3 protein-coding genes are annotated in these 7599 nt (G+C 41.1%); all 3 read right to left on the minus strand.

Annotation, left to right across the window (positions count from 1 at the left end; genetic code table 11):
- Positions 1-526: 526 nt before the first annotated feature.
- Complete coding sequence (locus tag ACR2F7_RS03970; RefSeq protein WP_432712296.1) at positions 527-4498, minus strand: reverse transcriptase domain-containing protein; 3972 nt, start codon at positions 4496-4498, stop codon at positions 527-529.
- Entirely contained in the window at positions 4488-6194 is a 1707-nt protein-coding gene (locus tag ACR2F7_RS03975; RefSeq protein ID WP_432712297.1) for a hypothetical protein, read from the minus strand. The genes ACR2F7_RS03970 and ACR2F7_RS03975 overlap by 11 nt, the downstream gene beginning before the upstream one ends.
- A 1196-nt stretch (positions 6195-7390) precedes the next feature.
- Positions 7391-7599 (minus strand): hypothetical protein (locus ACR2F7_RS03980; protein ID WP_432712298.1); only part of this gene is annotated, 209 nt, incomplete at its 5' end.

The raw sequence follows: 7599 nt of genomic DNA on the forward strand, positions 1-7599 counted from the left end.
GTGATGTTTAGGGTTGGTCCACCAGATTCGGTCAAAGTTTGCGGGTGCCTTGTTGGGAGTCGATTAAACCGTCGGCGTAGATTGTATGCGTTTTGGTTTGTTTTATGTTGTCGTAGTGAACTTTGAGAATGTCGTTGTGTAGGTAGTCTTTCCGAAGTGGGGTGTATGAGAGGAAGAGGAAATTTCGAAGCCGCTAGAGGGCAAATGGGCGTTCTCGGATATACGCAGGACCGTTCCGAAATGTTCATCGCATTGTATTTATTTATTTATTTATTTATTTAGTTTAGCGTCCTAAGGAGTCTAAGACTATAAAAAGACGTAAGGGCTTAAGGCCCTTAGGTTACTGAGTGGTAGTTCTATCTGTGGTTTGTTCAAAATTAGAAGGTGGTTTAACAGCTGAGCCTAGGCTCTTCTTACGCTAAAGCGTAATACAAGTACAAAACAATAAGGAAAAGCAGTCTGCTGTAGATAACAGTAACGAAAAAGACGCGTAAAGGGAGTGTTTTTTTAGTAGTTTTAAGGCATACTAGGCCTCAACTTCTTCTTCCTCCTCCTCCTCCTCTTCTTCTTCATCTTCAATTTGACCTAAGTGCCACTTTCTTGTGCCAATCTTTGTTGTTTCTAGGAAGTTTGTTGTTGCTGTAATGCCTTTTGTTGTGTGAAGTAGTAGTGCTAGACTAGGTTGTTTATTTCCTAAGTCTTTAACTAGCTTTCTTCTATCTTTGTTGTAGTTTTTGCAGTGTAGGAGTAGGTGTTCAGCTGTTTGCTTAGCACTGCTACATCTACAGTTAGAAGATGTTGTTTTTCCTATCCTAGCTAGGTAGGCCTTGTTGTATCCATGTCCAGTTTTAAGTTGATAGAAAGCACTAGCAATCTCCCTGCTAATACCTTGAGGAACTCTGAGTTTGTTCCTAATTTGAAGGAAGAACTTAGCAGCGTAGGTGTTAGAGTTTAAAGCTATTGCCTTAGCTGAATAATTTTGAAGTTCCTGGTTCCATTGGTCCTTGGCTAAGTCCTTAGTTCTAATACTAGCTATTGCTAGACTAGTTGTTGTTGTTGATGGAGGCAGTTTAGCTGCTTCTTTAGCTAGGCTATCAGCCTTTTCATTGCCTAGAATGTCCTGGTGGCCGGGTACCCAGCAAAGCTTAATAGTAGTTCCTTTTCTCTTAGCTTTATTAGCTGCTTTTAGGCATCTAATTTGCCAAGATTGTCCTGGGTTGTCTGAGGGAGTTTGAATCCTTTGAATTGCTGCTTGGTTGTCTGCAAATACTAGTACTTCCTTGTACTTAGTAGTATTTTTTGCTGCAAATTCAAATCCTAGAGTAATTCCTTCTAGTTCTCCATTGTAGACAATTTGGTTTTTGCCTAGATTGCTTTGAAAGGTGTAGATTTCTTCCCCTAGAGAGCTATAGTCATAGGCAACTAATCCTACTCCTACTCCTTCTCCTTTAGGAATAGAAGAGGCATCTCCATAGATAACTAATAGGTTCTCAGTACCTAGGAGGTTATTAAGCTCTAGGTTGTGACTAATAGCTGCTTCTTCCTTGGACTGTTTATCAATACTAACAGTAAAAGGAACCTGGGTTTTCCATGGCATAAAGTGGAAGTGCTTTATCTGTTCCTGAGGTTCCTGGATAGTAGCTTTTATAGAGTGGACTACTCTAGATAGCTGTCTATATTGTTGAGGGCTGCTAGTTTGAATAGCTTCTTTAGCTGCTATTTGAACAGGATGTTCTTTTCCTAGCAGGTTTAAAGCTCTAAAGGCATATCTTCTTAAAGCAGAGCTAAGTCTTACTCTAGGAGGAGGAATGGCTGCTTCTATCTCTTGAGGAGTGATAGGAGTGGTCCTAAAAGTACCTAGTATCTTCCTAAGGCCAATGTTTTGCAAAGATTGAAGCGTTTCTGCAATTGCTGTTTGATTGTTCCAGTATATTTGTGAGCCATAGTCCGAAACACTAGTGATACAGGCAATATATAGCTGTCTCATAGCAAAAGGAGATAGTCCTTTCTCAGAATTAGCTAGTCTGCTCATTCTCTCTAAGCAGGCTCTAGCTTTGCCAGTTCTAATCTTTATGTGTTCTTTAAAGTTTAGAGCCTTGTCAAAGTAGATACCTAGCCACTTAATAGTAGGTTTCGGTTCTACTATTGACTTGTCAGGCAGGCAGAGAGAAGGGAGGTCCTTTTTTGTCCTTGTGAAGTGGATAAGCTCAGTCTTTGCAGCGTCAAACTTAATAGCACTTTGGTCTCCTTTTAGAAACAGGTTTTTAACTTCTTGTTCTAGAATTTTAATGTTCTTTTTCATAGAAGTTGAAGAGATTGACAGGGAAACGTCATCAATATAGGATAGAATAAAGGCTGCTGATCCTTTAAAGAGGTCCCTTGTGTAGATTAAGAAGAGAATAGGAGATATAGGGCTTCCTTGTGGTACCCCAGCGTTAATACTCTCAAATTCTTCTATTTCTCCATCAAAAGCCAGTCTTAATTGTCTTGAATTCAGGAAGGATTTAACCCAGGCTATTAGGCTAAGAGGTAGCCCTTGTCTCTTTAAGATAGTAAGGAGTTGATTCTGAGATACATGATCAAAGGCTCCTTTCACATCTAAGAAGATAGTAGAGGTAATGTACTTCTTTTGCTTAGCCTTCTGGATATAGTCTACTAATAGCATAGCAGCATCTATAGCAGATTTCTTTTGCCTCCCTCCTATTTGAGTAGGGTGCAACAACGGAGTGATCTCAGCTAGAGAGCTAAGTCTTTTAGCTAGTATCCTCTCATTTATCTTCCCTAGGCAGTTTTGTAGTGCTATAACTCTATAGCCTTTAGGAACGGAGTAATCTGGCTTAGCTGGCTTCTTCAGGATAGCGCCAGTAGCTTGTTTCCAGCAAGAAGGGTGATATCCATAGTTAAAGAGGATTGAAAGGACTTGAAAGATAACCTCAGGCTCCTCTTTATAGGCGGCTATTATTATATCTTGAGTAATGTAGTCAGGGCCTGGGGTACTACTCTTAACTTTAGAAGAACAAGCTCGTTGAACCTCTTCTCTAGTTAATTCAGGCCAGTCCCACTTGCTTTGTGAATAGCTAGACCAGCTAATAGGGTTTGTAACAGGTGGGGAGGGAAAAAGAGCCTTTTTAAATGCTTGGCACTTTCCTTTGAAGGAATCTTGAAGAACTCCTTGATCTGACTTAATCTGAGGTATCCTTTCTATCTTAGAAGCCTTAGTATAGGCCATTGCTTTAAAAATAGAGCTAGGATCTTCTTTTTCAAGGAATTGGTTCCAGTGGTTCTTCTTGGCTGACTTAATAGCTTGAAAGTATGTGTTTCTAGCTATAATATAGTCTTTTTTCCAGAGGTAGCAATCCTGGTTAGAACTTTGAGCTAGTTCCTTTCTTAGAAGATTGTTCTTCCTATTCATATCCTTTCTAAGGTCTTTTAACTCTTTGTCCCACCAAGGTTTAGATTGAGGACCTTGTTTTATTCTAGGAATAGCTTCTTCTGCTGCTTTTTGTATAGCTTGAGTTAGCTCTAAACCTATAAGGTCTAAAGTTTTTGCTAGTTCCGGGAGCTTGCCTTCTAGTAATCCTAAGGAGTCTTGTTTGCTAGGTGGTGGAAAGTCCTCTAGTGCAGAAAGATATAGGCTATCTTTAATAGATTGGCTAAGGACAGTTTGAAATTTAGCCCAGTCAGCCTTCTTAGTATTATACTTAGGCATTTGAACAGGTGAATCAACTAGGTCCTCTCTGTTGGTTCCTTGTAGGTAGAAGAGAATACCGAGGTGATCTGAGCCAATATTAACTAGCTGCCAGTCTTGTACCTTTTCAGCTAGGTTTGAAGTGCTAAAGGATAGATCTATAGTACTCTCTCTATCCATGTGAGGCCTAAAAAAGGTACCTTTTCCTATCTTGTTTAGGAGTTCAAGGTTTTGGTCCTCAACCCACTCAATAAAAGATTCAGAATCTACCGAGTTGTTTTTGGTAATTGGGTCCCACCAAGAGTGGTGGAGGTTGAAGTCTCCTAGTAGGAGAGAAGAAGGAGGAAGAGTATTAGGTAGTAATACTCTGTGAATTGTAGTCTTGTTTGTGCCAAGTTGATCTTTCTCATTATAGATATTAATAAGGTTAAGATTAAACTTTTGAGACTGTATTTCAATTGCTATATAATCAGAATCTAGCACAGAGATGTCTTGATTTGTTTGAACTTGTAGAGAGCGTAGTATATAGATTAACACTCTAGGTCTTGTTTTTTTGTTTTTTAGTTTAGGAAGAAATTGAACAAAAGATTGATGTAGAACAGATCTAGCATCAGAATAGTCTTTTACTTCTTGACGCCTAGTAGTAGGCGTAGCAGGAGTGATAGACGTTGTTGTTTGTCCTACAAGCCAAGGCTCTTGAACAGCAATTATGTGAATTGACTGTTCAATAGCAATTTGTAAAGCATTTTCAGTAGCTGGCTGATTTTTGTTTAGGTTAACTTGTAGGATTTTGAGGTTATTATCCTTCATTAGACCAAGATGATTCATTTGTTGCTGGGGGATTAGATTCCCACTGGATATCCTCAGGCTTATCCTTATTAAAGATAGCTAGGTAGGTCTCACACTGCTTAGAATCAGCAGTGTGAGCTCCTAGGCAATTTATACACTTGCGTATAGTGTGAAGGCAAACAGATCCTACAGTGCTACAAGTATTACACTTGTGTTGTGCAGTAGAGTGAGGTTCACTACAGATCTTACAAGAGGTGCTAGCATGGCATCTAGCCTCTAGGTGGCCAAACTTCTGGCACTTAGCACACTGGCTAGTTCTAGGCACAGAATAGTACAATTCCACTTTACAGCTAGCTTCTAGGACGTAGCACGGTTGCTTAATTGCTCTGTTTGCTTCTTGCTCAGTTTTAAAAGCAATACAGATAGAACCTGCACCTTTTCTTTCTCTTCTTTCCTGGTTTGAGATCCAGTAAGGGTTGCCTACTACTTCTAGCCTATTGTATTCTTTGAGCTCAGATTTAACTCCAGCTATCTCGTAGCCTTCTAGGCAAGGAACGCCGTGAACAACGACTTTGAACCAATCTTGAATAAGAACAGCTTCTTTGAATTGAGTAGTGCTTTTCCAGATATCTAGCTTTTCTAACAAGTATTGGCCTGAGAATTCTGGTGTAGTAACTAGTACTATATTTCCTTGATGGCTTCTAGTAGCAGAGACTACTACAGGTTTTGTTATACCTTGTTGAAAGAAGGCTTGGTTGATTTTGTTCCTTATAGTAAGAGAGTCTGAGATATTGAACTGAGCAGAGTCTCTTACAAGAACTAGCTTTCTAAGCTTTAGCTTAGATTTATAGCTAAGAACAGGCAGAGCAGTAGGAGTAGTAACCTTTTTACTAGTTACCGTTGTCCATTCACTTGATTTTGGCAGATTTTGGCTAGTCACTTTAGCCCAGGAAGGTTTCTGGGCAACAGGGGGCAGATTAGCGGCACCAGGTTGCTTAGCAGGCTTCTGGGGTTGCTTTGTAGGCTTCTGGGGTTGCTGGGTAGGCTTCTGAGGTTGCTGGGTGACAGTTGGTTGTTGGTTGAGAGAGTGAGCCATAGCTCTTGAGATTGATTCAATTCTTGTAATTTGATTGTTCAAGATTGCAGTTTCCTTCTTCTTAGTCCTTCCTAGTTCAGAAATATTCCTAAACTCCTCTAGGAAGTCTAGAATGTTCTGTTGTTGCAGAGGTGTAGTGGCAATGTTGGCAATTTGAACTAAAAGAGTTCTAACTAAGTCAAATCCGTGGCTAACGCTATTGACTTTTGGCAATTCAGAATTTAGCCGCTTAGGCCTATCAGCTACATCAGTAAAGATATGCCTTCTTTTGCTAGGAGCAATGGGGACAGGGTTGAAGGAAGTGAATGGATTGAGATTTGGGCGTCTAGGAGTAACAACAACTCTAGGAGCCTTGTTTATTTGCTGGGTAGCCTGGTTTACATCGCTGTGGTGGAAGATTGAGCCGTTGATGTTCAAGAAGGATCGACTTTGTTGAGGAGTAGGGCTAGGAGGCTCACTCTCTTCAGTGACAGAGTTTGAGTGAATAGACTGATTTAGCTGATTTTGCTGACTACCCATTACTGTATCACCACTAGGTGGTTGATCTTCAGGTGGGGGGTCAACGTCAATCCTAGGATTGAGATCCTGGGGGTCCTTGGGGTCCTGGTGGTGGAGATCCATGGGGTCTAGCTTTTAACCCTTAGTTTCAACTTCAGAACCTTTCTCTAAGAGAGAGAAAGACTTACTATCCCTTAACTGAGAGGTAAGAGGGTGAAATGTCTCTGCTACTCAGTTTGCCAACTAGGGCGCTAGGGATAGACAGTTCTTTAGTATTCACTACTTGCCACAGGAATGTGTCTTTAAGTGTTGCTCCCACCCTGTAAACAGGCTGTACTCCCTAAGGTAGAAAAGCAACGAACTCTATTGATTCCTGATTCACAGGATAGAGTAGACAGGGATTCAACGTGAAGCTAGACCGGGCCACTTGTTTATTTTACCTATTCACTCTGTCTCTCTTACTAGCCTATCTAGTAGACTTCTAGGAGAGAGAAAGCTTCAAGATCTGCAAAAACAAGAGAAAAAGCTATCTATTTACTTAAAGCAACAAGCTAGAAGTAGATAGGAAGAGAGGGGGCAAAGATAGAACCTTTTGACAGTGAATGGTTGGTTGTGGCTGAAATCTTGGCACTGTGGCTGAGATTTGAAAATTTGAACTTCGGCAATGCACAGCAGAAATTCAACCTTTTTGCCCACAACTTTACAACCACAAGGCTGCAGCAGTTGGGACACGGGTTAAACAACTTGTTTCGATGGGGTTGACCTTATTTGAGACAAATTTTGATGAATTTGGACAAAGATCAGATTGGTGGTGATTGAACGTTATACAAAAATATAGCTAGAATGGCAGCTTATTGAATATGCAGAGATATAAGTTTAGCGTACAGAGATTAAAGTTTAGTGTGCGTAAATATATACAGTTTAGTGTGCGTAAATTAGTGTCGATGTGTGAGAGAGGAAAGTTTACTCTCTACCAGAGCGCGATCAAAGCAGAGTTCTGCAGGTACTCTGCACAACCCGGCCTGACCTCGGGATGGATGGATGCTCGGTGGATTACAAATCAGCTTGGCCCAGTCTAGCCGAGAGTGATTCGGAACATTGAACTTCTGAACACCACCAGCGCAGAACCCGCAACCGCATACTGTATTGGAACTGGTTGACCTGAACATACTCCCAGTCGCCGAAGATCTGTCACTGGAAATCACCTCTCTGCCATATTTCGTCCTTGTTCACGGCCTTTCCAAATGCCATCAGTGCAACGTCACCAGAATCTCGGAGACGTAGAATCTACATCATCATCCAAGGCAACATTCAGTGCCTTACCCAACGAGATCGTCCTCGAAATAATCGATCAGCTTGTTTCGTCGTTGGATATACCATCTCATCAAGTTGGACCCCCTCATTATCGACACAGTCGGCATATGCTCAACAACCTGTCCCGGGTCAATAAGCGGCTCCATACGCTCGTTGATAAACACTTCAACATTTACCGCAATTACGAGGCTTCGATAAGTCGGAGGCCAAGCGG

This window comes from Pedobacter sp. (assembly GCF_045628745.1).
GTDB lineage: Bacteria > Bacteroidota > Bacteroidia > Sphingobacteriales > Sphingobacteriaceae > Pedobacter.